Below are 22553 nucleotides of genomic sequence, written 5' to 3'. Positions count from 1 at the left end.
AAGAGGCTACCGGGTGGTGCGCGGCCCGGTCGGGTGGCGGGGCTCGGCGTCGCCCTTTCCTTTGCCCGGGCGGCGTTTATTCGGGCTTGGTTCTGCGACCCAGGAGCAGGGCCATCGCCTCGTCCACCGACAGCCCTTTGTGGCACACGCGGTGCACGGCGTCGGTGAGGGGCATTTCGACGTCGTAACTGGCGGCCAGGGCCAATACCGACTCGCAGGACGTCACACCCTCGACGACGTGCCCGTCGCCGCCGTCGGGCGTGCCGGAAAGCACCGACTGGATGGTCGCTCCCCGGCCGAGCCGTTCACCCAGCGAACGGTTCCGCGAACGCGGTGAGCTGCAGGTCGCCACCAGGTCGCCCACTCCGGCCAGCCCGGCCAGCGTCGCGCCCTTGGCGCCGAGCGCAATCCCCAGCCGCATGATCTCGGCCAGGCCGCGGGTGATGATCGCCGCCGCGGTGTTCTCGCCGAGCCCGACACCGACGGCCATCCCGCACGCCAGGGCGATGACGTTCTTGCAGGCCCCGCCGATCTCGGTACCAACCACGTCGCTATTGGTGTACGGGCGGAAGTAGCCGCTGTTCAGCATGCGCTGCAGGGCGACGGCCCGGCCGGAGTCGCTGCACGCGATGACGGTGGCGGCGGGCTGGCATGCCGCGATTTCGCTGGCCAGGTTCGGCCCCGAGATCACCGCGACCTGGGACGGGTCGACGCCGACGACCGAGACGATGACCTGGCTCATCCGCATCAACGTGCCCAGCTCGATGCCCTTGGCCAGGCTGGCCAGGGTGGCACCCTCCCGGATCAGCGGCGCCCAGCGCTCGAGGTTGCCGCGCATGGTCTGCGCGGGCACACCCAGCAGTACCGTCGACGCGTCGCGCAGCGCTTCGGCGGCGTCGGCGGTGGCACAGATGCCCGGCGGCAGCAACGTGCCGGGCAGGTAGTCGGGGTTGGATCGGGTGGAATTGATCTGCTCGGCGAGCTCGGGCCGGCGGGCCCACAGCGTCACCCGCGCCTCGGGCCCACCGGCGTCGACGAGCACTTTGGCCAGCGCCGTGCCCCACGCCCCGGCACCCATGACCGCGACAGCGCCCGATGATGCGCTGGTCATAAATGACCCCCTGTCCGTGGTCGATGTCGCTCACGCGGCACGTGCAGCCGCTACACCCTAGATCACGGGCATCACGCGAGCCAGCGTGTCCCGCGCACCGGCCGCTTCACCCCCGGTGCGCGAGCGATCCGCAGCGCGTCGCTGGCAGGATGACTTCTCATGAGCGGCATACGAGCCGACGGTGGAGCCCACGGCGCAGGCGATGTCGCATTGATCATCGCCGTCAAGAGGTTGGCCGCGGCCAAGACCAGGCTGGCCCCGGTCTTCTCGGCGCGCACCCGGGAAAGCGTCGTTCTCGCCATGTTGATGGACACCCTGACCGCCGCCGGACGGGTTCGGTCGCTGGGTTCGATCACCGTGATCACGCCCGACGACGCCGCGGCCGCGGCGGCGATCGATCTGGGAGCCGGCGTGCTGGCCGACCCGACACCAGAGGGTCATCCCGATCCGCTGAACAACGCCATCGCCACCGCGGAACGGGCGTTAAGAAGTTCTTTCGTCAATGTCGTTGTGCTGCAAGGGGATTTACCCGCATTGCAGACTCAGGAGCTGAACGAGGCGATCGCCGCCGCACGCCAGCACCGACGCAGCTTCGTCGCCGACCGGCTGGCGACGGGCACCGCGGCGCTGTTCGCGTTCGGTAGCCCGCTCGACCCGCGATTCGGCTCCGATTCCTCCGCGCGGCACCGCAGTTCGGGTGCGATCGAGCTGACCGGCGCCTGGCCCGGCCTGCGGTGTGACGTCGACACTCCCAACGATCTTGCCGCCGCCCGTCGCCTCGGGGTGGGGCCGGCGACCGCACGCGCCATCGCGACGCATTGATTCGATCAGCAAATCTGTCCGGCGGGTAAACGTCGTGCCAACGGCGAATGGATGTCCCTCGAGCGCTGGCTCCGACGGTGGCGACCCGCTTCGCCCGGCCGCGCCGTGCTCGCGATCACCACTGGCAGCACCCGCGCATGATGAGCAATGATCGCAGGGTGACTGAAATCGAAGCTGAGGCGCGACCCGACGAAAATTTGTGGCATTCGGGCGACTCGGCCGTGGCGGCACCGCCGGCTGCGACCCAGGCGGCGCTGACCGACCTCCCGGACGACCGATACCTCAATCGCGAATTGAGCTGGCTCGACTTCAACGCCCGCGTGCTGGCGCTCGCCGACGACAACTCGCTGCCGCTGCTGGAACGCGCCAAGTTCCTGGCGATCTTCGCCTCCAACCTCGACGAGTTCTATATGGTGCGCGTCGCCGGCCTCAAGCGCCGTGACGAGATGGGATTGTCGGTTCGCTCCGCGGACGGTTTGACGCCGCGAAAGCAACTCGCCCTCATCGGGGAACAGACCCAGCGGATCGCGACCCGGCACGCGCGGGTGTTCCTCGAGTCGGTGCGGCCCGCACTCGCCGAGGAAGGCATTCACATCGTCACGTGGGCCGACCTCGATCAGCGCGAGCGCGACGAATTGTCGGCCTATTTCACCGAACAGGTCTTCCCCGTTTTGACGCCGCTGGCCGTCGATCCGGCGCACCCGTTCCCGTTCGTCAGCGGGCTGAGCCTGAACCTGGCGGTCATGGTGCGTCAGCCCGAGGACGGCGGTCAGCACTTCGCCCGAGTCAAGGTGCCCAACAACGTCGATCGCTTCGTCGAGCTCGCCGCCATCAACAGCGCGGACGATGGCGGGCGGGCCATCGTGCGCTACCTGCCGATGGAAGAGCTGATCGCGGCCTTCCTTCCGCTGCTCTTCCCGGGCATGGAAATCGTGGAGCATCACGCTTTTCGCATCACCCGCAACGCCGACATGGAAGTCGAAGAAGACCGCGACGAGGATCTACTGCAGGCGCTGGAACGGGAATTGGCGCGGCGGCGGTTCGGCCCGCCGGTGCGACTCGAAATCGCCGACGACATGACCGAGGGCATGCTGGATCTGTTGTTGCGCGAACTCGATGTGCACCCCGGTGACGTCATCGAAGTCCCCGGCCTGCTCGACCTTTCGTCGCTGTGGCAGATCTACGGCCTCGACCGACCCGCCCTCAAAGACCCGGCGTTCGTCCCGGACACCCACCCCGCCTTTGCCGACCGCGAATCTCCCAAGAGCATCTTCGCGACGCTGCGTGAAGGCGACGTCCTGGTTCACCACCCGTACGACTCTTTTTCCACCAGCGTGCAGCGCTTCATCCAGCAGGCCGCCGCGGACCCCAATGTGCTGGCGATCAAACAAACGCTGTACCGGACCTCCGGTGATTCGCCGATCGTGCGGGCGCTGATCGAAGCGGCCGAAGCCGGAAAGCAGGCCGTGGCACTCGTCGAGATCAAGGCGCGTTTCGACGAGCAGGCCAACATCCGTTGGGCGCGCGCACTCGAGCAGGCGGGCGTGCACGTGGTCTACGGGCTCGTCGGCCTCAAGACGCATTGCAAGACATGCTTGGTGGTGCGCCGCGAAGGTTCGACCATCCGGCGGTACTGCCACATCGGAACCGGCAACTACAACAGCAAAACCGCCCGCCTGTACGAGGATGTCGGCCTGCTGACCGCGAACCCCGACATCGGCGCGGACCTTACCGATTTGTTCAATTCGCTTACCGGCTATTCGCGTAAGGTCTCCTATCGCAATCTGCTGGTGGCACCGCATGGAATTCGCGCCGGCATCATCGAACGTGTCGAACGCGAGATCGAAGCGCACCGCGACCGCGGGGACGGACGCATTCGCCTGAAGATGAATGCGCTTGTCGACGAGCAGGTGATCGATGCGCTCTACCGGGCGTCGCAGGCCGGTGTGCGGGTCGAGGTCGTGGTGCGCGGCATCTGCGCGCTGCGTCCCGGCGCCGAGGGATTTTCCGAAAACATTTTCGTCCGCTCGATTCTCGGCCGTTTCCTGGAGCATTCGCGGATCATCCATTTCCGCAACATCAACGAGTTCTGGATCGGCAGCGCCGACATGATGCACCGCAACCTCGATCGGCGCGTGGAGGTGCTGGCTCAGGTCAAGGACCCCAGGCTCACCGCGCAACTGGACGAATTGTTCGAATCCGCGCTGGATCCGTCGACCCGGTGCTGGGAATTGGGGCCCGACGGGCAGTGGACCCCATCGCCACAAGAGGGCCATACCGTGCGCGACCACCAAGTATCGTTGATGGAGCGCCATCGCAGTCCCTAGCTCTGTGCGGTTGATTTCCGGTCGTTTCTCCGGGCCGCGTCCTGACCAAGTGTGCGGCTCTGAAGTGAATTGATCTGCAGGAGTTGAGGTGCCGACCCAAAATTCGTCCGCCGCACGGCGCTCTGGAAGCCGAGTCGTCTATGCCGCCGGTGCGGTGCTGTGGCGACCAGGCGATGGTGATGCGAAGAACCGCGACATCGAGATCGCCATCATTCATCGGCCCCGGTATGACGACTGGTCACTGCCCAAGGGCAAGGTGGACCCCGGCGAGACCGCCCCGGTGGCGGCCGTGCGCGAGGTGCACGAGGAGACGGGTCAGCACGCCATCCTCGGCAGGCGGCTCGACTTGGTGAGTTATCCGATCGACCAGGGCGTCAAAAAAGTCTTCTACTGGGCGGCGCGCTCCACCGGTGGAGAATTCGTGCCGGGCAACGAAGTGGACGGGTTGCTGTGGCTGCCGATCGCCGAGGCCATGCAGAAGCTGGACTACGCGCAAGACCGAAAAGTGCTGCGCCACTTCAACAAGAAGCCCGCCGACACGCATACCCTGCTGGTGGTCCGGCACGGCACGGCGGGCCGCAAATCGCGTTTCTCCGGCGACGATGCCAAGCGGCCGCTGGACAAACGCGGACGCGCCCAGGCCGAGGCGCTGGTGCCGCAGCTGCTTGCCTTCGGCGCGACGCAGGTGCATGCGGCCGACCGCGTCCGCTGCCACCAGACCGTGGAACCGCTTGCCGAGGAGCTGGACGTGCCCGTGCACAACGAGCCCACCCTCACCGAAGAGGCCTATGCCAAGAACGCGAAACGCGGACGCCACCGGATGCTGGACATCGCCGAGCAGCAAGGCACCCCCGTTGTCTGCACTCAGGGCAAGGTGATTCCGGACCTGATCGCGTGGTGGTGTGAGCGCGATGGCGTACGGCCCGACAAATCGCGCAACCACAAGGGCAGCACCTGGGTGCTGTCGCTGTCAGACGGCCGGTTGGTGGCTGCCGACCACATCGGCGGAGCGTTGGCCGCCGATGTTCGGGCCTGATGCGATGGCGGTAACCCGCTAACGCACGAATACCCTTCGGGGGCTTCAATGCCGCCCGAAGGGTACTCGTGTCTAGAACTTGACTCCGCTACTTGCGACCGCGCCGAGCGGTCGTCTTCTTTGCGGCCGCCTTGCGGGCCGGAGCCTTGCTCGCGGCCTTGCGGGCGGGAGCCTTGGTCGCGGCCTTTTTGGCCGGGGCCTTCTTGGCGGCAGTCTTCTTGGCCGGAGCCTTGGTCGCCGCCTTACGGACTGGAGCCTTCTTGGCCGCAGTCTTCTTGGCGGGAGCCTTGGTCGCGGCCTTGCGGGCCGGAGCCTTCTTGGCCGCAGCCTTCTTGGCCGGAGCCTTCTTGGCCGCAGCCTTCTTGGCGGGGGCTTTCTTCGCGGCGGTCTTCTTGGCCGCGCCGCCACCCGATACGACACCGCGCTTGACGGCAGGGCCGTCCGACGGGAGGCGCTGTGCGCCAGACACAACCGCTTTGAACTGTGCACCGGGGCGGAACGCCGGGACGGACGTCGGCTTCACCTTCACCGTCTCACCGGTCCGCGGGTTGCGGGCCACCCGTGCTGCGCGGCGCCGCTGCTCGAACACACCGAACCCGGTGATGGTGACGCTGTCGCCCTTGTGTACCGCACGCACAATGGTGTCGACGACGTTTTCGACCGCTGCGGTCGCCTGTCGACGGTCCGTGTTCAATTTAGTTGTGAGCACATCAATGAGCTCTGCCTTATTCATCAATCCCTCCGACGCTAGTGGTCCTCGATTTGAACCGACTAGTGGACACGGTAAACCCTCACCCAGCAAATTTCCAAGAGCCACGCGCAATTTCAGGGCAGAGGGTGCGACGTTTTCGCAATCCGGTTGCCGCCCTTGACCGGTCGAGGGAGTTAGAAATCGGCTCGGTTTAGTTAGCCGATCAAGCAGAAATTCGGCTTCACTCAGCCGTTGAAGAGACGGGCAGAGTGCGCGGTTTCCAGTCCGGATACGCCGCCTCGAATTCCTCGATTTCGTCGAGTTTCCGCAGCGTAAGGGCTATATCGTCAAGGCCTTCGAGCAGTCGCCAAGCGGTATAGTCGTCAATCTTGAACGGCAACACCGTCGTTCCCGCTGTGATATTTCGATCTTGAAGATTGACAGTGATTTCCAAGCCCGGGCTCTGCTCGATGAGCTTCCAGAGCAGTTCCACACCGTCCTGAGAAACTTCGGCCGCCAGCAGCCCCGCCTTGCCGGCGTTGCCCCGGAAAATGTCACCGAACCGAGACGAGATGACCACCCGGAACCCGTAGTCCATCAGCGCCCACACCGCGTGCTCACGCGACGATCCCGTCCCGAAATCGGGCCCTGCCACTAGCACCGACCCGCGGTCAAAGGGGCTGAGATTTAGCACGAATGACGGCTCCGACCGCCAACTGGCGAACAAACCGTCCTCGAAACCGGTTCGCGTGACACGCTTCAAATACACCGCCGGAATGATCTGATCGGTGTCGACATTGGAGCGCCGCAGCGGCACACCGATGCCGGTGTGGGTGTGAAATGCTTCCATGCTCATCCCTTCACAGTCGAATTCGTCAGCTCAAATCGGCGGGAGCGGACAATCTGCCGCGAACCGCCGTCGCTGCGGCTACCGCCGGAGACACCAGATGCGTGCGGCCGCCTTTACCCTGGCGCCCTTCGAAGTTGCGGTTGGACGTCGCGGCGCACCGCTCCCCCGGCGCAAGCTGGTCGGGATTCATCCCCAGGCACATTGAGCAGCCCGCCTGCCGCCATTCGGCGCCCGCGGCGGTGAAAACCTCACCCAGCCCTTCGGCTTCGGCCTGCGCGCGCACGCGCATCGAGCCCGGCACCACCAGCATCCGCATGCCCGACGCGATCTTGCGTCCGCGCAACACGTCGGCGACGACCCGCAGATCTTCGATACGACCGTTGGTACAAGAGCCCACGAACACCGTGTCAACGGCGACGTCACGCATCGGCGTGCCTGGTCGAAGGTCCATATATGCCAACGCTTTCTCGGCCGCCTGGCGCTGCGCGTCGTCGGTCATCAGCTCGGGATCCGGCACGGCGTCGGCCAACGGCACACCCTGGCCGGGGTTGGTGCCCCACGTCACGAACGGGCTCAGCGACGCGGCATCGAGATAGACTTCGGTGTCGAATTCGGCACCCGGGTCGGTATGCAGCTGCTGCCAATAGCTCATCGCCGCATCCCATTGCGCGCCCTGCGGGGCGTGCGGGCGGTCACGCAGGAACTCGAACGTGGTGTGGTCCGGAGCCACCATCCCCGCCCGGGCACCCGCTTCGATGCTCATATTGCAGACGGTCATCCGGCCTTCCATCGACAGCGATTCGATGGCGCTGCCCCGATATTCGATGACGTGCCCCTGCCCACCGCCGGTACCGATCTTGGCTATCAGGGCGAGAATGATGTCCTTGGCCGTCACACCGGCGGGCAGCTGCCCATCGACATTGACCGCCATCGTCTTGAACGGCCGCAGCGGTAATGTCTGGGTGGCCAGCACGTGCTCGACCTCCGAGGTGCCAATTCCCATGGCCAGCGCGCCGAATGCGCCGTGCGTCGAGGTGTGGCTATCGCCGCAGACGACCGTCATGCCGGGCTGGGTGAGACCCAGCTGCGGCCCGACCACATGCACGATGCCCTGCTCGACATTGCCCATTGGATATAGCCGCACACCGAATTCGGCACAATTGCGGCGCAATGTCTCGACCTGGGTCCGCGACACCGGGTCGGCGATCGGCTTGTCGATATCGGTGGTCGGGACGTTGTGATCCTCGGTGGCCAGCGTCAAGTCGGGGCGGCGCACCGGCCGCCTGGCCAGGCGCAGGCCGTCGAAAGCCTGCGGGCTGGTGACCTCGTGCACCAAGTGCAGATCGATGTAGATCAAGTCGGGCTCGCTGGCACCACCGGACACCACAACGTGGTCATCCCAGACTTTTTCGGCCAGAGTGCGCGGTTTGGTGGCGGCCCCCGCCGCCCCTTGGTCGACTCCCATATCGAACTCGCCTCAATTCGCCTCGTTAGCGGCTCGCCGACCATCCGGGCTGTGATCTCACAATGCGAGACGCTAGTATCTCCTTGTGAGACAGCATAGCGGCATCGGCGTCCTGGACAAAGCCGTGGGTATTTTGCAAACGATTTCCCAATCGCCCTGTGGGTTGGCCGAACTGTGCGAGCGGACCTCGTTACCCCGCGCCACCGCATACCGGCTGGCGGCCGCCCTCGAAGTCCATCGCCTGCTGGCACGCGACAACGAGGGTCGCTGGCGGCTCGGTCCTGCCGTCACCGAACTCGCGGCTCACGTCAACGATCCGCTGCTCACCGCCAGCGCCGCCGTTCTCCCGCTGTTGCGCGAAACGACAGGGGAGAGCGTGCAGCTCTACCGCCGTGAGGGCACCGACCGCGTTTGCGTGGCCGCACTGGAACCCGCTGCGGGGCTTCGCGATACGGTTCCGATCGGGGCGCGATTGCCGATGACGGCCGGGTCGGGTGCCAAAGTGCTACTGGCCCATAGCGACGTGGCCACCCAGAAGGCGGTGCTCGCGACCGCGAAGTTCACCGAGCGAACTCTGGCCGAAGTGCGGCGGAGGGGCTGGGCGCAAAGCGTGGCCGAGCGCGAGCCGGGCGTGGCGAGTGTGTCGGCGCCGGTGCGCGATAGCCGCGGCGCCGTCGTCGCGGCCATCTCGGTCTCGGGCCCCATCGACCGGATCGGCCGGCGCCCCGGTGCACGCTGGGCCGCCGATCTTCTGTCCGCCGCCGACGCTCTCACCCGCCGCCTCTAACACCGGCGCACGCTCGACGCCACCAGTGCACGCTCACCGCAGAACGCCTGCCAGACTGACCGGCATGGGAACCAATCAGCGCGCGAGCATCGTCATGTCCGAAGACGAGATCGCCGACTTCGTCGTGAAAAGCCGCACCGGCACGCTGGCCACCGTCGGCGCCGACGGCCAACCTCACCTGACCGCCATGTGGTACGCCGTCGTCGACGGCGAGATCTGGCTGGAGACCAAGGCCAAGTCGCAGAAGGCCGTCAACCTCAAGCGCGATCCGCGCGTGAGCTTTCTGATCGAGGACGGCCACACCTACGACACGCTGCGCGGGGTGTCCTTCGAGGGCGTCGCCGAGATCGTCGACGATCCCGACGTCTCACACCGCGTGGGCGTCAGCGTCTGGGAGCGCTACACCGGTCCCTACAGCGATGACATGAAACCGTTCGTCGAGCAGATGATGAACAAGCGGGTCTGCGTTCGCATTGTGGCCCGCCGGGCTCGTTCTTGGGATCATCGCAAACTCGGCTTGCCGGCCATGCCGGTGGGCGGATCGACAGCACCGGCGGTCCCGGGGACCGACCAGTAGCTGCGTAGTTTGTAGCCCCGATGGGATTCGAACCCACGCTACCGCCGTGAGAGGGCGGCGTCCTAGGCCGCTAGACGACGGGGCCAGAAACGATCCGAGCAGTCAGCATAGCTCACCCCGCTAGGCCCACCTAATCGCTTGAGGCGGAGGGAGTTTTGCTGGGGTACCAGGACTCGAACCTAGAATGGCTGAACCAGAATCAGCTGTGTTGCCAATTACACCATACCCCATTGGCTGCCTAAAACCGCTGGTCAGCGTCGATTGCGGGCCTTCGTAAGCTCTTTGGAGTCCGCCGCCGCCAGCCGTTGTCGGCCTTTCGGTAAACCGCAGTGCAGACTACCAAAGTCTCACCGGACACTCCGCATGCGCGGTCTCGGTCACTCAGGCGGGGTCCCGTCCGGCCGTCTCACGCGCCGCGCGCAGTCGAAGCAGACTACGGTCGCGGCCCAGCAGCTCCAGCGACTCGAACAACGGCGGGCTGATCGTCGTCCCGGTGACCCCCACCCTGATCGGGCCGAACGCCTTGCGCGGCTTGAGGCCCAGATCGTCGATGAGCGCGGCCTTGAGCGCGGCTTCGATCTGCGGACCCGTCCAGTCCGCCACCGCGTCCAGCGCGGGCAACGCCGCGTCCAGAACCGCGCCGCCGTCGGCTCCCAGCTCCTTGGCGGCGGCCTTGGGGTCGAGCGCGTACTCGTCGTCGTTGAGGAACTTCAACAAGTTCCACGCGTCACCGAGCACCACGATCCGGGTCTGCACCAGCTCGGCGGCGGTGGCGAAGCCCGCGTCATCCAGCTCGAGGCGATGACCGTGCACGTTGAGATAGTCGCGCAGCCTGGTGGTGAAATCGTCGGCCGCCAGCATCCGGATGTGCTCGGCGTTGAGCGCGTCGGCCTTCTTCTGGTCGAAGCGGGCGGGATTGGAGTTGACGTTGACCACGTCGAACGCGGCCACCATCTCGTCGAGGCTGAACACGTCGTGGTCGTCGGCGATGGCCCAGCCGAGCAACGCGAGATAGTTGAGCAGCCCTTCGGGGATGAAGCCCCGGTCGCGGTGAGCGAACAGGTTCGACTGCGGGTCGCGCTTGGACAGCTTTTTGGTGCCCTCCCCCAATACCGTTGGGAGGTGCGCGAACTGCGGAGTGCGCTCGGCCACACCGATCCGGATCAGCGCCTGATACAGCGCAAGCTGGCGCGGCGTCGACGGCAGCAGGTCCTCCCCGCGCAGCACATGGGTGATCTTCATCAGCGCGTCATCGCACGGGTTGACCAACGTGTACAACGGATCTCCGTTGGCGCGGGTCAACGTGAAATCGGGCACGGACCCGGCGGCGAAGCTGGTGGTGCCGCGAACCAGGTCGTCCCACGCGAGGTCTTCGTCGGGCATCCGCAGCCGCACCACGGGTTTGCGGCCCTCGGCCAGGAACGCGGCGCGCTGGGAATCGGTCAGCTGCCGGTCGAAATTGTCGTAGCCCAGCTTGGGATTACGGCCCGCGGCGACATGGCGCGCCTCGACCTCCTCCGGTGTCGAAAAGGCGTAGTAGGCCTCCCCCGCTTCGAGCAGCTTGGCCACCACGTCGTGATAGATCTCACTGCGCAGCGACTGGCGGTACGGGCCATAGGGTCCGCCCACCTCCGGCCCCTCGTCCCAATCCAGGCCGAGCCAGCGCAGCGCGTCCAGCAACGCCAGATAGCTTTCCTCGCTGTCGCGCTGCGCGTCGGTGTCCTCGATGCGAAAGACGAAGGTGCCCCCGGTGTGTCGGGCGTAGGCCCAATTGAACAGCGCGGTGCGGACCATTCCGACGTGCGGCGTGCCGGTGGGCGAGGGACAGAATCGGACGCGAATTCGGGCTGGTGCAGTCACGATTTTCCTTTACGGACCACGGGATTGGTGAGGGCACCGATTCCCTCGATGGTGATGGAGACGGTGTCACCGTCCTCGATGGGGCCGACACCCGCAGGCGTTCCGGTAAGGATGATGTCGCCCGGCAGTAGGGTCATCACGGCCGAAATCCACTCGACGATCGACCCAATGTCGTGAATCAGCAGCGAGGTACGGCTGTGCTGCTTGACCTCGCCGTTGACCTCGGTGCGCAATTCGAGATCGCCGGGGTCCAGCGGTTTGAGGTCGGTGACGATCCACGGCCCCACCGGGCAGAAGGTGTCATGCCCCTTGGCCCTGGTCCACTGGCCATCGGATTTTTGTTGATCCCGCGCCGACACGTCGTTGCCGATCGTGTAGCCGAGGATATTCTCCGCCGCCTGGGCGGCCGAGACGTCCTTACAGGGCCGGCCGATGACCACCGCCAGCTCGCCCTCGAAGTGCACCGGTGATGCGTTGGCCGGCAAGCGAATAGGAACGTTCGGCCCGATGATCGCGGTGTTGGGTTTGAGGAAGATCACCGGATCCACCGGGGCCGGGCCGGTCATCTCCTTCATTTCGGCGATGTGATCGGCGTAGTTCTTCCCTACACACACCACCTTGCTGGCCAGTATCGGGGCGAGCAGCCGCACGTCGGCCAGCGGCCATGACCGGCCGGTGAAGTTGGGCGTCCCGAACGGATGTTCGGCGATCTCGCGCGCGATCATCTCGGCGGGGTCGTCGAGTTCGCCTTCGATACTGACGAAGGCGACACCGTCCGGGCTGGCGATTCGACCAAGGCGCATTCGGTTGAGCCTAGTCTGGCGGCGATTCGGGCCAAGACGGCCCGACGAGGAGCCACGCAGTCCGAGCCAGTGACGGGCACCCGCACAAGTCCTACCCCTAAATTTCGCGCCGATATGCAAGCATGGGGAATGCAGACCGACCCGGCCGCGAAGCCCGAAATCGGCGCGGGCACGCGCTGGTCCATCATGATCGCTTCGCTGCTGGCAACGGCGAGTTCGTTCCTCTTCATCAACGGCGTCGCGTTCCTCATCCCATCGCTGCAAGCCGCGCGCGGAATCCGGCTCGACGAGGCCGGCCTGCTGGCCTCGATGCCCAGCTGGGGCATGGTGGTCACGCTGGTGGTCTGGGGATACGTGCTGGACCGGGTCGGCGAGCGGGTGGTGATGGCCACGGGCTCGGCGCTGACCGCGATAGCCGCCTACGCCGCGGCCTCAGCGCATTCGATGCTGATGATCGCCGTGTACCTGTTTCTCGGCGGCATGGCCGCCGCCAGCTGCAACACGGCCGGCGGCCGGCTGGTGTCCGCCTGGTTTCCACCACACCAGCGGGGGCTGGCGATGGGCATCCGCCAAACCGCGCAGCCCTTGGGAATCGCGTTGGGCGCCATGATTATTCCCGAGCTTGCCGAGCACGGGCCGCAGGCAGGTCTGCGGTTCACGGCGGTGGCGTGCGCGCTCGGGGCGATAGTGAGCGTCATCGGCATCGTCGACCCGCCACGCAAACCCCGAGCCAGCGCAAGTGTTCAGGAACTCGCCAGCCCGTATCGAGGGTCGTTGACACTGTGGCGGATTCACGCGGTGGCGGGTCTGCTGATGATGCCGCAGACGGTAACCGTGACGTTCATGCTGGTATGGCTGATCAAGAACCTGCACTGGTCGGTCGCGGCGGCCGGCGGATTGGTCACCCTCTCGCAGCTGCTCGGCGCGCTCGGACGCGTGGCTGTGGGCCGCTGGTCCGATCGACTCGGTTCACGCATGCGACCCGTGCGCTACATCGCGACCGCCGCCGTGCTGGTTCTGCTGTTGCTGGCGTGGGCCGATTACATGAACACCCGGTGGCAGGCGGCGATGATGGTCGCCATCGCGGTGATCGCGGTTCTCGACAACGGGCTGGAAGCCACCGCCATCACCGAATTCGCCGGGCCCTACTGGAGCGGGCGTGCTCTGGGCATCCAGAACACCACCCAGCGGATGATGGCGGCGGCCGGCCCCCCACTGTTCGGTGCCTTGATCTCGGCCGCGAAATACCCACCGGCATGGCTGTTGTGCGCGTTTTTCCCCTTGGCGGCCGTGCCGCTGGTACCGGCGCGGCTGCTGCCGCCCGGTCTGGAGACTAGAGCCCGGCAGCAATCAATTCGCCGACTTCGGTGGTGGCGCGCCGTTCGTTCCCACGCGTTGCCAGATACTGCTCGACGGCCCGGTCCACCCGCGTAGCGGCGGTGTCCTCGCCGAGATGGGCGAGCAGCAGCGCCACCGACATGATGGCGGCGGTCGGATCCGCGATGCCCTGCCCGGCGATGTCCGGAGCACTGCCGTGCACCGGCTCGAACATCGACGGATTCGCCCGGGTGCCGTCGATATTTCCACTGGCCGCCAAGCCAATTCCGCCGCATACCGCCGCCGACAGGTCGGTGATGATGTCGCCGAACAGGTTGTCGGTGACGATCACGTCGAAACGACCGGGGTCGGTGACCATGAAGATCGTCGCGGCGTCGATGTGTTGATACGCCACCTCGACGTCGGGGTAGTCGCGGCCGACCTCGGCCACGATGCGTGACCACAGCTTGCCCGCGAAGGTGAGCACGTTGGTCTTGTGCACCAGTGTCAAGTGCTTTCGGCGTCGCTGCGCCCGCTCGAACGCGTCGGCCACCACGCGGCGCACACCGAAGGCCGTGTTCTGGCTTACCTCGGTCGCCACTTCGTTGGGCGTCCCCACCCGGATGGCGCCCCCGGTGCCCGTGTAGGGGCCCTCGGTTCCCTCGCGCACCACCACGAAGTCGATCTCGGGGTTGCCGGCCAGCGGGCTGCTCACTCCCGGATACAGCCGGCCGGGGCGCAGGTTGATGTGATGGTCCAGCTCGAAACGCAGGCGCAGCAACAATCCTCGCTCCAGCACGCCGCTGGGCACCGACGGGTCACCGATGGCCCCGAGCAGGATCGCGTCATGGGCGCGCAGCTCATCGACGACCGAGTCCGGCAGTAGCTCGCCCGTGGCGTGATAGCGCCGCGCCCCCAGGTCGTAGCTGGTCTTGTCGACTCCGGGCAGCACCGTGTCGAGGACCTTGATGGCCTCGGAAATGACTTCGGGCCCGATACCGTCGCCCTCGATCACCGCCAGCTTCATCGGCGCCGCTCCTTGCGTCGCTTCGCATCGTCGTGGGCGATGGTCACGAGAGATCAACCACCTCAAGCTTGTTGGCGCCGACGGCCGCACCGATCTCCGCCCGGACGTCGCCCGGAACGTCTTGGTCCAGCCGCAGCAGGATCGTCGCACTCGGGCCCTCGGCGTCCTCGGAAAGCTGCGCCGCTTCGATGTTCACTCCGGCCGAACCCAGCAGGGTGCCGATCTTGCCCAGCGCGCCGGGTTGGTCGACGTAGTTGATCACCAGGTTGATGCCCCGGGCACGCAGATCGAAGTTGCGCCCGTTGATTTGGACGATCTTTTCCACTAGCTGTGGGCCGGACAGAGTGCCGGCGACGTTGACGGCGGTGCCGTCGGGCGCGACCGCGCGTACGTCGACCACGCTGCGGTGGTTCGGGCTTTCCGAGGCCGTGCCGATTTCGGCGATGATGCCACGTTCCTCGGCCAGCGCCGGCGCGTTGACGAACGTCACCGGGCCCTCGACGACGGCGGAGAACAACCCCCGCAGCGCCGAAAGCTTAAGCACCTCAACATCTTCGGAGGCAAGCTCGCCGCGCACCTGCACCGACAACGACACCGGGGGGCCGTCGGACAGCGTGGCGGCCAGCACCCCGAGCTTGCGCACCAGGTCCAGCCAGGGCGCGACCTCCTCGTTGACCACACCGCCGCCGACGTTGACCGCGTCGGGAACGAATTCACCGGCCAGGGCGAGTTTCACGCTTGCGGCGACATCGGTGCCGGCCCGGTCCTGCGCCTCTTCGGTCGACGCGCCCAGATGCGGCGTAACCACCACCTGCGGCAGTTCGAACAGCGGGCTGTCGGTGCACGGCTCCTTGGAGAAGACGTCCAGACCGGCCGCGCGCACGTGGCCACTGCGCACCGCGTCGGCCAGCGCGGCCTCGTCCACCAGACCTCCGCGGGCGGCGTTGACGATGATGACGCCCGGCTTGGTCTTGGCCAGCGCGTCCTTGTCGATCAGACCCGCGGTCTCGGGCGTCTTCGGCAGGTGCACCGAGATGAAGTCGGCACGGGTCAACAGTTCGTCCAGCGTCAGCAGCTCGATGCCCAACTGTGCCGCGCGGGCCGGCGACACGTAGGGGTCGTAGGCGATCAGGTGGGTGCCGAAAGCGCTGAGCCGCTGGGCGACCAACTGCCCGATCCGCCCCAGGCCGACGACGCCGACCGTCTTGCCGAAGATCTCGGTGCCCGAGAAGGACGACCGCTTCCAGGCGTGCTCGCGCAGCGAGGCATCGGCGGCCGGAACCTGCCGGGCGGCGGACAGCAGCAGCGCCAGCGCGTGCTCGGCGGCGCTGTGGATGTTCGACGTCGGCGCGTTGACCACCAGCACACCGCGCTCGGTGGCGGCGTCGACGTCGACGTTGTCCAGGCCCACCCCGGCACGGGCGACGATCTTCAGCTTGGGCGCCGCCGCCAGCACCTCGGCGTCGACGGTGGTGGCCGAACGCACCAGCAGCGCATCGGCCTCCGGCACGGCCGCCAGCAGCTTCTCGCGATCGGGGCCGTCCACCCAACGCACCTCGACCTGGTCGCCCAGGGCTGCGACGGTGGATTCGGCTAGCTTGTCGGCAATGAGTACAACAGGCAGATTCACCCGGCCAGCCTATCGGCTGTAATTCACGCCTGGACGTCACCGTCGCCGGCAGCGGACCCCCCGGGCTGACCGCTGCCGTAATCTGCGCTCGGGCCGGCCCGAAAGTGCAGGTCGTCGACGCTCACGGCCTACGATGACGCCGTGACGAAACTTGCGATCATCTACTACTCGGCCACCGGTCATGGCACCACAATGGCGCAGCGCGTTGCCGCCGCGGCCGAATCAGCGGGCGCCGAAGTCCGCCTGCGCCACGTCGCCGAAACACAGGACCCCGAATCGTTCGCCCACAACCCGGCCTGGACGGCGAATTATGCGGCCACCAAAGACCTTCCGTCAGCCACCGGCGACGACATCGTCTGGGCCGATGCGGTGATCTTCGGTTCACCGACCCGGTTCGGCTCTCCGGCAGCGCAATTACGCGCGTTCATCGACTCGCTGGGCGGGCTGTGGGCGCAGGGCAAGCTCGCGGACAAGGTGTATGCGGGCTTCACGTCGTCGAACACCATTCACGGCGGTCAGGAGACCACCCTGCTCTCGCTGTACATCACGCTGATGCATTTCGGCGGCATCATCGTGCCGCCGGGATACACCGACCCGTGCAAGTTCATCGATGGCAATCCCTACGGGGCGAGCCTGGTCACCACGCACGACAACATCAACGAATTCGACGAGGCCACCGGCGCCGCCCTCGAACACCTGGCCCGCCGGGTGGTCGCCGTCGCCGACCGGCTGGGTTCGGCGCCGCGACACTGAAACTACGGACACGACACGCCGCAACGGGTGTGCGTAGTTTCAGTCTCGACGGATCTCGGCGCTGAAAATTAGGCGGTTTCGGTGATCGGCCGGTCGACCCAGCTCATCAGGTCGCGCAGCTTCTTGCCGGTGACCTCGATGGGGTGCTCGGCGTTCTCCTTGCGCAGCTGCTCGAGTTGCTTGTTGCCGCCCTCCACGTTGGCGACCAGCTTTTTGGTGAACTCGCCACTTTGGATGTCGCGCAGGATTCCTCGCATCCGCTCCTTGGTGCCGGCGTCGATCACGCGCGGACCGGACAGGTAGCCGCCGAATTCGGCGGTGTCGGAAACGGAGTAGTTCATCCGCGCGATGCCGCCCTCGTACATCAGGTCGACGATCAGCTTGAGCTCGTGCAGCACCTCGAAGTAGGCCATCTCCGGCGGGTAGCCCGCCTCGACCATCACATCGAAGCCGGTCTTCACCAATTCCTCGGTGCCACCGCACAACACGGCCTGCTCACCGAACAGGTCGGTCTCGGTCTCGTCCTTGAAGGTGGTCTTGATGACACCGGCGCGGGTGCCGCCGATGGCCTTGGCGTAGGACAGGGCAAGCGCCTCGCCGTCGCCGTTGGGGTCCTGGTCGACGGCGATCAGCGCGGGCACGCCCTTGCCGTCGGCGAACTGACGACGCACCAGGTGGCCGGGCCCCTTGGGGGCGACCATCGCGACGGTGACATTGGCCGGCGGCTTGATCAGATCGAAGTGGATGTTCAGGCCGTGACCGAAGAGCAACGCGTCGCCGTCCTTCAGATTGGGTTCGATTTCATTCTTGAAGATGTCGGCCTGAGCGGTGTCGGGCGCCAGCAGCATGATCACGTCGGCCCACTTGGCCACCTCGGCCGGGGTGTCGACGTCGAGGCCCTGCTCGGAAACCTTCTCCCGCGACTTCGAACCCTCCTTGAGGCCCACCTTCACCTGCACGCCGGAATCGCGCAAGCTCAGCGAGTGCGCGTGTCCTTGGCTTCCGTATCCGATGACGCCGACCTTGCGACCCTGGATGATCGTCAGGTCCGCATCATCGTCGTAGAACATCGGCAATGTCTCCCCAGACGGGTTAGCCACTTCACTATCTCCTTCTCGTTTGCGCTGAAAACTTATTTGGCCGGGCCGATTCCGCGGGAACCGCGGGCCAACGACACCACCCCGGATTGGACGATTTCGCGAATCCCGAAGGGCTCCAGTACCCGCAGCAGCGCCTCGATCTTGCCGCGGTCGCCGGTCGCCTCGATGGTCAACGCCTCCGTCGACACGTCAATCACCTTGGCGCGGAACAGGTTCACCGCCTCGATCACCTGGCTGCGAATCCCGGCGTCGGCGCGCACCTTGATCAGCGCCAGCTCGCGGGACACCGAATTGTCGTCGTCGAGCTCGACGATCTTGATGACGTTGATCAGCTTGTTGAGCTGCTTGGTGATCTGCTCGAGCGGGGTCTCCTCGGCGGAGACCACGATGGTCATCCGCGACATGTCCTTCTGCTCGGTGGCACCGACGGCCAGCGATTCGATGTTGAACCCGCGCCGCGAGAACAGCGCCGCCACCCGGGCGAGCACGCCGGGTGTGTCCTCGACCAACACCGACAAAGTGTGCGTGTGCATCAGGCGTGGCCTTCGCTCTCGTCGTCGAACAGCGGACGGATTCCGCGCGCCGCCTGGATCTCGTCATTGCTGGTGCCGGCGGCCACCATCGGCCACACCTGCGCGTCGGCGCCGACGATGAAGTCGATCACCACCGGTCGGTCGTTGATCGCGCGCGCCTGGTTGATCACGTCTTCGACGTCTTCCTCACGCTCGCAACGCAATCCGACGCAGCCGAGCGCCTCCGCGAGCTTGACGAAGTCGGGGATGCGATGGGAGTGCGTGGCCAGATCGGTCTGCGAGTAACGCTCGTCGTAGAACAGCGTCTGCCACTGGCGCACCATGCCCAGGTTGCCGTTGTTGATCAGCGCCACCTTGATCGGGATGCCCTCGACCGCGCAGGTGGCCAGCTCCTGGTTGGTCATCTGGAAGCAGCCATCGCCGTCGATCGCCCACACCTCCGCGTCCGGGCGGGCCATCTTGGCGCCCATCGCCGCCGGAATGGCGAATCCCATGGTGCCCAGCCCGCCGGAATTGAGCCAGGTGCGCGGCTTTTCGTAGGAGATGAATTGCGCCGCCCACATCTGGTGCTGGCCGACGCCCGCGACATACAGGGCGTCCGGACCGGCGAGCTGGCCGAGCTTTTCGATGACGTACTCCGGGCCGAGGCTGCCGTCGCTCTGCGGGTCATAGCTCAGCGGGTAGGTGGACTGAACTTCGTTCAGGTAGGCCCACCAGTCGGTCATGTCGAGCTTGCCGGGGATCCCGTCCTGGCGCAGCAACTCGAGCAGTTCGGCGATGACGGCTTTGACGTCGCCGACGATCGGGACGTCGGCGTGGCGGTTCTTGCCGATTTCGGCCGGGTCGATGTCGGCGTGAATGACCTTGGCTTCGGGGGCGAAGGTGTCCAACTTTCCGGTCACCCGGTCATCGAAGCGGGTTCCCAGCGCGATCAGCAGGTCGCTGCGCTGCAGCGCCGCCACCGCGGCGACGGTGCCATGCATGCCGGGCATGCCCATGTGCTGCGGGTGGCTGTCCGGGAACGCCCCGCGCGCCATCAACGTGGTCACCACGGGGATGCCGGTCAGCTCGGCCAGCTCGTAGAGTTGCCCGGTCGCCTCACCGCGGATGACACCGCCGCCCACGTAGAGCACCGGCTTGCGGGCGGCCGCGATCAGCTTGGCGGCCTCACGAATCTGCCGGCTGTGCGGTTTGGTGTTCGGCTTGTATCCGGGCAGGTCGACGCGCGGCGGCCAGCTGAACGTGCACTGGCCCTGCAGCACGTCTTTGGGGATGTCGACGAGCACCGCGCCGGGGCGGCCCGAGGAGGCGATGTGGAACGCCTCGGCGAGCACCTGCGGGATCTCGTTGCCCGAGCGGACCAGGAAGTTGTGCTTGGTGATCGGCATCGTGATGCCCGAGATGTCGGCTTCCTGGAAGGCGTCGGTGCCGATCAGCGAGCGTCCGACCTGGCCGGTGACGGCGACGACGGGGATCGAATCCATCTGGGCGTCGGCCAGCGGGGTCACCAGGTTGGTGGCCCCGGGCCCCGACGTCGCCATGCAGACGCCGACCTTGCCGGTGGCGTGCGCGTAGCCGCTGGCGGCGTGGCCGGCGCCCTGCTCGTGGCGGACCAGCACGTGGCGCAGCTTCTTCGAGTCGAACAGCGGGTCATAGACCGGCAGCACCGCGCCGCCGGGAATGCCGAAGATGACCTCCACGCCGAGTTCCTCCAGCGAGCGGATCACCGACTGTGCGCCGGTAAGTTGCTCGGGCCCGATGCGTTTCGGCTTGCCGGCCGCGGATTTCGCGGCGGGCTTGGCCGCGTCCGTGGCGATGTCCGCGGCGTCCGGTGTCGCGGAGGCGTGCTGCCTGATGGGAGCGCTCACTGTCGTTCAGTCCTCATTCATTCCGGGAGTCTCGCTGGGGGCAACAAAAAACCCCCGACAGCTCATCTGCTGCACGAGGGTTGCGCGTTGGTTCTGGATTGCTTCAGATGCTGAAGGTCAAGTCAGGCACCAACGCGCCGACTAATTACTACGAGCATCCCGGGCTTTCCGGAGGTATCCATAGCGTCCGACGGTAGCCTTCGCACAGCTCAGGAGTCAAATCCGTGACTCTCGGCGCCCCGCGTACCAGTAGGTTGGCGGTGGAGCGCTCGCCGGATCCTTCTCGGTGCCGGATGAAATGATGATGGGGTGGCTACCGGTTCGTCTCCCCAAACCCCCTCCGCAGCGCCCGTCGTGATCAAGGTGTCGCCGATAGCGCATCTGGCCGTCGGATTCCTGACGCTGGGGTTGCTGATTCCGGTGCTGCTGTGGCCCCCGTCGCTTCCGCTGCTGCTCCTTCCGGTGCTGCTATCGGCGTTGATCATCCGGTTACGCACCGTCGCCGACGACCGGGGCGTGACCGTTCGGACGCTTTTCGGCAGCCGGAAGGTGGGTTGGGACGAAATCGACGGGCTGCGCTTTCACCGCGGTTCGTGGGGACGCGCGCGGCTCAAGAGCGGCGCCGAGTTGCGGCTGCCCGCGGTCACATTCGCCACACTGCCGGAGCTGACCGAGGCGAGCGCGGGGCGGGTGCCCAACCCCTACCAGTGACTTAGGCCGGTCAGCCGATCGGATTGACGCCGGTGAGCGCCACCCACACTCCGACACCGGCGGCAATGCCGGCCAGCAGGGCGACAAAGGACCCGATGAAGGGGCGATGCGCCCAGCCGCGGCGCACGTCCAGGCCGTAGCGGCCGGGACCGCACAGGACGACTGCGGCGGCCATGAGGATGAGGATGATCTGGTATTCGTGGCCCTCGGGCAGGAAGAACGAGAAGGTGCGCGAGTGCGGCCGCGCCGAGACACTGGCCAGCAGGCCGTTGATCAGAAACGCCAGCGCACCGGCCGCCGCGATGGGGGTAAACAGGCCGAGTATCAGCAGCGCGCCCGCCACCGCCTCCCCGCCGGCGCTGACATAGGCCAGGATGTCGGCGTGCTGGTAGCCGACGTCGGATAGCGAGTTCTTGAACCCCGCGACGCCCGAGCCACCCCACCAGCCGAACAGCTTCTGCAGTCCGTGCGCGCCGAGCACCACGCCCAGCCCGATGCGCAGCAGCAGCAAACCGAGATGCTGCGTTCCGCGCCGGCCGACATCGGGCCACCGGTCATGGTGTTGGTCGTCGTCGGCGTCTACGGACTCGGAGTCATGGCGGGCCGCCGAATGCGGCTGGACGTAGGGCAGGGGCTCCTGCTGTTCCAGCAGGTTGTAGCCCCCGGCGCCGGAGCCGGCGACCGCGGCGGCGGCGCCATAGGGGATGACGGTGGTGGTCCCGGTCGACGGGTTGAAGTCGCCCGGGTAGCCGACTGGCGTCAGATCGTCTTCGGGATCGACCAGCCGCGCCGAGGCGGGGCGTCCCGGGGTCGGCTCCGGGGATTCGCCGGGCCTTTGCCAATGTGCGTCATTCGGTTGACTGGTCACGGGTGTCAGGGTAAGGGCATTCGGTCCTGAATTGGGGATTTGAGCGGCGCTTTCGCCTGGCAATCGGTGGTTTGCCCGCCGAACCGGGCCGGATCGGCCCAAATCGGCCCGCAAACCGGTCCCGGCGGCCCCGCACGGCCGATCGCCGGTCTGCCCGAGGCGGCTGACGGGCGGGGTGACACAGCGGTCGGATCGAGTGTGCGGCCGACGGCAACCGGGACGTGTGTGGCGGCGCCGCTGGCACTTTCCGTAGCCTGACGGTCATGCGACTAGGGCGATCGAGGCGGTCGGTTCGACGCGGGTTCGCCGCGCTGTGCGCCCTCGTGCTGGTGACGAGCGGGTGCGCGCGCTTCAACGACGCCCAATCGCAACCATTTACCACCGCCCCCGAGCTGAAGCCGCAGCCCAGCTCGACGC

The 22553-nt window shown here is 66.5% G+C and carries 20 protein-coding genes, 2 tRNA genes and 2 pseudogenes; 10 read left to right on the top strand and 14 right to left on the bottom strand.

Going from position 1 to position 22553, the window contains the following annotated elements:
- Window positions 1-76: 76 nt before the first annotated feature.
- A complete protein-coding gene (locus A5753_RS06715; RefSeq protein WP_067124747.1) occupies window positions 77-1111 on the bottom strand; it encodes an NAD(P)H-dependent glycerol-3-phosphate dehydrogenase in 1035 nt (344 codons plus the stop codon).
- Between the two features lie 159 nt (window positions 1112-1270).
- On the opposite strand from A5753_RS06715, the gene cofC reads away from it, so the two are divergent.
- The 3 genes from cofC (at window position 1271) to A5753_RS06700 (ending at window position 5296) form a co-directional block, all read left to right on the top strand.
- The gene (cofC, locus tag A5753_RS06710; RefSeq protein WP_067124746.1) at window positions 1271-1933 is read left to right on the top strand and encodes a 2-phospho-L-lactate guanylyltransferase; all 663 of its coding nucleotides are present in this window, start codon (window positions 1271-1273) and stop codon (window positions 1931-1933) included.
- Between the two features lie 137 nt (window positions 1934-2070).
- On the top strand, window positions 2071-4260 hold the full coding sequence (locus A5753_RS06705; RefSeq protein ID WP_067124817.1) for an RNA degradosome polyphosphate kinase: 2190 nt from the start codon (window positions 2071-2073) through the stop codon (window positions 4258-4260).
- A gap of 88 nt (window positions 4261-4348) precedes the next feature.
- Window positions 4349-5296, top strand: a complete 948-nt coding sequence (locus tag A5753_RS06700; protein ID WP_067124744.1) for an NUDIX hydrolase — start codon at window positions 4349-4351, stop codon at window positions 5294-5296.
- Window positions 5297-5384: 88 nt separating this feature from the next.
- Here the strand turns inward: A5753_RS06700 and A5753_RS06695 are convergent, their stop codons facing one another.
- From A5753_RS06695 to leuC, 3 genes are all read right to left on the bottom strand, one after another.
- The gene (locus A5753_RS06695; RefSeq protein ID WP_067124742.1) at window positions 5385-6029 is read right to left on the bottom strand and encodes an HU family DNA-binding protein; all 645 of its coding nucleotides are present in this window, start codon (window positions 6027-6029) and stop codon (window positions 5385-5387) included.
- Between the two features lie 199 nt (window positions 6030-6228).
- Window positions 6229-6837: a 3-isopropylmalate dehydratase small subunit gene (gene leuD, locus A5753_RS06690; protein WP_067124815.1), complete on the bottom strand. Its 609-nt coding sequence runs from the start codon at window positions 6835-6837 to the stop codon at window positions 6229-6231.
- 25 nt (window positions 6838-6862) lie between these two features.
- Window positions 6863-8302, bottom strand: a complete 1440-nt coding sequence (gene leuC / locus A5753_RS06685) for a 3-isopropylmalate dehydratase large subunit (protein ID WP_067124740.1) — start codon at window positions 8300-8302, stop codon at window positions 6863-6865.
- Window positions 8303-8387: 85 nt separating this feature from the next.
- Here leuC and A5753_RS06680 point away from each other — a divergent pair, with 85 nt between their 5' ends.
- The gene (locus tag A5753_RS06680) at window positions 8388-9089 is read left to right on the top strand and encodes an IclR family transcriptional regulator (RefSeq protein WP_067124738.1); all 702 of its coding nucleotides are present in this window, start codon (window positions 8388-8390) and stop codon (window positions 9087-9089) included.
- A gap of 64 nt (window positions 9090-9153) precedes the next feature.
- Window positions 9154-9666, top strand: coding sequence for a pyridoxamine 5'-phosphate oxidase family protein (locus A5753_RS06675; protein ID WP_067124736.1), 513 nt, complete (start codon window positions 9154-9156; stop codon window positions 9664-9666).
- A gap of 12 nt (window positions 9667-9678) precedes the next feature.
- Here the strand turns inward: A5753_RS06675 and A5753_RS06670 are convergent.
- From A5753_RS06670 to A5753_RS06655, 4 genes are all read right to left on the bottom strand, one after another.
- Window positions 9679-9751: transfer RNA gene (locus tag A5753_RS06670), tRNA-Glu, on the bottom strand.
- Window positions 9752-9824: 73 nt separating this feature from the next.
- Window positions 9825-9896, bottom strand: a tRNA-Gln gene (locus A5753_RS06665).
- Between the two features lie 151 nt (window positions 9897-10047).
- Window positions 10048-11526, bottom strand: a complete 1479-nt coding sequence (gltX, locus tag A5753_RS06660; protein WP_156655980.1) for a glutamate--tRNA ligase — start codon at window positions 11524-11526, stop codon at window positions 10048-10050.
- The gene (locus A5753_RS06655; RefSeq protein WP_067124732.1) at window positions 11523-12329 is read right to left on the bottom strand and encodes a fumarylacetoacetate hydrolase family protein; all 807 of its coding nucleotides are present in this window, start codon (window positions 12327-12329) and stop codon (window positions 11523-11525) included. The genes gltX and A5753_RS06655 overlap by 4 nt, the downstream gene beginning before the upstream one ends.
- Window positions 12330-12458: 129 nt before the next feature.
- Between A5753_RS06655 and A5753_RS06650 the strand changes: the two genes are divergently transcribed.
- A complete protein-coding gene (locus tag A5753_RS06650; protein WP_067124731.1) occupies window positions 12459-13763 on the top strand; it encodes an MFS transporter in 1305 nt (434 codons plus the stop codon).
- Here the strand turns inward: A5753_RS06650 and A5753_RS06645 are convergent.
- Entirely contained in the window at window positions 13663-14673 is a 1011-nt protein-coding gene (locus A5753_RS06645) for a 3-isopropylmalate dehydrogenase (protein ID WP_067124728.1), read from the bottom strand. The two genes, A5753_RS06650 and A5753_RS06645, sit on opposite strands and share 101 nt — an antisense overlap.
- Before the next feature lie 43 nt (window positions 14674-14716).
- Complete coding sequence (serA, locus tag A5753_RS06640) at window positions 14717-16303, bottom strand: phosphoglycerate dehydrogenase (RefSeq protein WP_067124725.1); 1587 nt, start codon at window positions 16301-16303, stop codon at window positions 14717-14719.
- 29 nt (window positions 16304-16332) lie between these two features.
- Between serA and A5753_RS24250 the strand changes: the two are divergent.
- Window positions 16333-16425, top strand: a pseudogene (locus tag A5753_RS24250) (FAD-binding protein); the annotation flags it as partial.
- A 19-nt stretch (window positions 16426-16444) separates the two neighbouring features.
- Entirely contained in the window at window positions 16445-17056 is a 612-nt protein-coding gene (gene wrbA, locus A5753_RS06635; protein ID WP_067124722.1) for an NAD(P)H:quinone oxidoreductase, read from the top strand.
- Between the two features lie 68 nt (window positions 17057-17124).
- Here wrbA and ilvC read toward each other — a convergent pair whose 3' ends face one another.
- From ilvC to A5753_RS06620, 3 genes are all read right to left on the bottom strand, one after another.
- Window positions 17125-18126 carry a ketol-acid reductoisomerase gene (gene ilvC, locus A5753_RS06630; RefSeq protein WP_067124719.1) on the bottom strand — a complete coding sequence of 334 codons (1002 nt, stop codon included), beginning with the start codon at window positions 18124-18126 and terminating at the stop codon, window positions 17125-17127.
- 62 nt (window positions 18127-18188) lie between these two features.
- Window positions 18189-18689, bottom strand: a complete 501-nt coding sequence (gene ilvN / locus A5753_RS06625; RefSeq protein WP_067124716.1) for an acetolactate synthase small subunit — start codon at window positions 18687-18689, stop codon at window positions 18189-18191.
- Window positions 18689-20557, bottom strand: coding sequence for an acetolactate synthase large subunit (locus A5753_RS06620; protein WP_067124713.1), 1869 nt, complete (start codon window positions 20555-20557; stop codon window positions 18689-18691). The genes ilvN and A5753_RS06620 overlap by 1 nt, the downstream gene beginning before the upstream one ends.
- A gap of 354 nt (window positions 20558-20911) precedes the next feature.
- Between A5753_RS06620 and A5753_RS06615 the strand changes: the two genes are divergently transcribed.
- Complete coding sequence (locus tag A5753_RS06615) at window positions 20912-21268, top strand: PH domain-containing protein (protein ID WP_067124710.1); 357 nt, start codon at window positions 20912-20914, stop codon at window positions 21266-21268.
- A gap of 10 nt (window positions 21269-21278) precedes the next feature.
- Here the strand turns inward: A5753_RS06615 and A5753_RS06610 are convergent, their stop codons facing one another.
- Window positions 21279-22136, bottom strand: coding sequence for a DoxX family protein (locus A5753_RS06610; RefSeq protein ID WP_067124707.1), 858 nt, complete (start codon window positions 22134-22136; stop codon window positions 21279-21281).
- A 263-nt stretch (window positions 22137-22399) separates the two neighbouring features.
- Here A5753_RS06610 and A5753_RS24245 point away from each other — a divergent pair.
- A pseudogene (locus A5753_RS24245) lies at window positions 22400-22553 on the top strand (sorbosone dehydrogenase family protein); the annotation flags it as partial.

Origin of the sequence: Mycobacterium sp. 852002-51971_SCH5477799-a, assembly GCF_001667145.1 — a bacterium.
Lineage (GTDB): Bacteria > Actinomycetota > Actinomycetes > Mycobacteriales > Mycobacteriaceae > Mycobacterium.
Note: the sequence above shows the minus strand (reverse complement) of the source record. Positions and strands in the feature narration are given on the sequence as shown.

Coding starts and splice junctions, on each gene's coding strand:
- A5753_RS06715 (WP_067124747.1), bottom strand. CDS start 1,111: ATGACCAGCGCATCATCGGGCGCTGTCGCGGTCATGGGTGCCGGGGCG.
- cofC (WP_067124746.1), top strand. CDS start 1,271: ATGAGCGGCATACGAGCCGACGGTGGAGCCCACGGCGCAGGCGATGTC.
- A5753_RS06705 (WP_067124817.1), top strand. CDS start 2,071: ATGATGAGCAATGATCGCAGGGTGACTGAAATCGAAGCTGAGGCGCGA.
- A5753_RS06695 (WP_067124742.1), bottom strand. CDS start 6,029: ATGAATAAGGCAGAGCTCATTGATGTGCTCACAACTAAATTGAACACG.
- leuD (WP_067124815.1), bottom strand. CDS start 6,837: ATGGAAGCATTTCACACCCACACCGGCATCGGTGTGCCGCTGCGGCGC.
- leuC (WP_067124740.1), bottom strand. CDS start 8,302: ATGGGAGTCGACCAAGGGGCGGCGGGGGCCGCCACCAAACCGCGCACT.
- A5753_RS06675 (WP_067124736.1), top strand. CDS start 9,154: ATGGGAACCAATCAGCGCGCGAGCATCGTCATGTCCGAAGACGAGATC.
- A5753_RS06655 (WP_067124732.1), bottom strand. CDS start 12,329: ATGCGCCTTGGTCGAATCGCCAGCCCGGACGGTGTCGCCTTCGTCAGT.
- A5753_RS06650 (WP_067124731.1), top strand. CDS start 12,459: ATGCAGACCGACCCGGCCGCGAAGCCCGAAATCGGCGCGGGCACGCGC.
- A5753_RS06645 (WP_067124728.1), bottom strand. CDS start 14,673: ATGAAGCTGGCGGTGATCGAGGGCGACGGTATCGGGCCCGAAGTCATT.
- ilvC (WP_067124719.1), bottom strand. CDS start 18,126: ATGTTCTACGACGATGATGCGGACCTGACGATCATCCAGGGTCGCAAG.
- ilvN (WP_067124716.1), bottom strand. CDS start 18,689: ATGCACACGCACACTTTGTCGGTGTTGGTCGAGGACACACCCGGCGTG.